Raw genomic sequence first — 911 nt, forward strand, 5'->3', positions numbered from 1 at the left:
AATAGAAAAATGGCATGACGTAGGGAAATCCGAGCGCGACCAGGACCAGCGCGGCCACGATCCAGAAAATGAGCTTGTAAGTAGCTCGCACTTGGGGAATCGCGCAGACCTCACCCGGTTTGCAGGCTTGCGCCGGGCGGTAGATGCGCCGCCAGGCGAAAAACAGCGCGACCAGCGCTGCGCCGATGAAGATCGGGCGATAGGGTTCCAGCACCGTCAGGTTGCCGATCCATGCCCCGCTGAACCCCAAGGCGATCAAAACCAGCGGCCCCAGGCAGCAGGCCGACGCAAGAATGGCGGCCAGCCCACCGGCGAAGAGCGCGCCGCGCCCGTTTTGTGGTTCAGACATACGCTTGTCCTTTCAAATTTGGTTTGGATAGCTTAAGCTTACTTCCGTAGTTATGTACGGAGTCAAGCGATATGCAAATTAATTTTGAGAATCTGACCATTGGCGTTTTTGCCAAGGCGGCCGGGGTCAATGTGGAGACCATCCGGTTCTACCAGCGCAAGGGCCTGCTGCCGGAGCCAGACAAGCCCTATGGCAGCATTCGCCGCTATGGCGAGGCGGATGTAACACGAGTGCGGTTCGTGAAATCGGCCCAGCGGCTGGGCTTTAGCCTGGACGAAATCGCCGAGCTACTGCGGCTGGAGGATGGCACCCATTGCGAGGAAGCCAGCGGCCTGGCCGAGCACAAGCTCAAGGATGTGCGCGAGAAGATGGCCGACTTGGCACGCATGGAGGCCGTGCTGTCTGAACTGGTGTGCGCCTGCCATGCGCGGAAAGGGAACGTTTCCTGCCCGCTGATTGCGTCACTGCAAGACGGAACGAAGCTCGCTGCATCGGCGCGGGGGAGTCACGGGGTGACTACGCCTTAGCGTGCTTTATTTTCCGAATTCTGAGACGACCCCTG

At 59.6% G+C, this 911-nt stretch carries 2 protein-coding genes; one reads left to right on the plus strand and one right to left on the minus strand.

All coding sequences use genetic code 11. The annotated features are described in order from the left end of the window. Positions 1 to 349: mercuric transport protein MerT (locus CKK19_RS25300; RefSeq protein ID WP_001294660.1), on the minus strand; the 349-nt coding region annotated here is incomplete at its 3' end. Between the two features lie 71 nt (positions 350 to 420). Here CKK19_RS25300 and merR point away from each other — a divergent pair. Next, on the plus strand, positions 421 to 876 hold the full coding sequence (merR, locus tag CKK19_RS25305; RefSeq protein WP_001166628.1) for an Hg(II)-responsive transcriptional regulator: 456 nt from the start codon (positions 421 to 423) through the stop codon (positions 874 to 876). The last annotated feature ends 35 nt before the right edge of the window (positions 877 to 911 follow it).

The organism is Enterobacter sp. CCUG 70166 (genome assembly GCF_020224095.1).
GTDB lineage: Bacteria > Pseudomonadota > Gammaproteobacteria > Enterobacterales > Enterobacteriaceae > Enterobacter > Enterobacter intestinihominis.

What these genes read in the sequence shown, in the direction of transcription:
- merR (WP_001166628.1), top strand. Translation starts at nt 421, where the DNA reads ATGCAAATTAATTTTGAGAATCTGACCATTGGCGTTTTTGCCAAGGCG.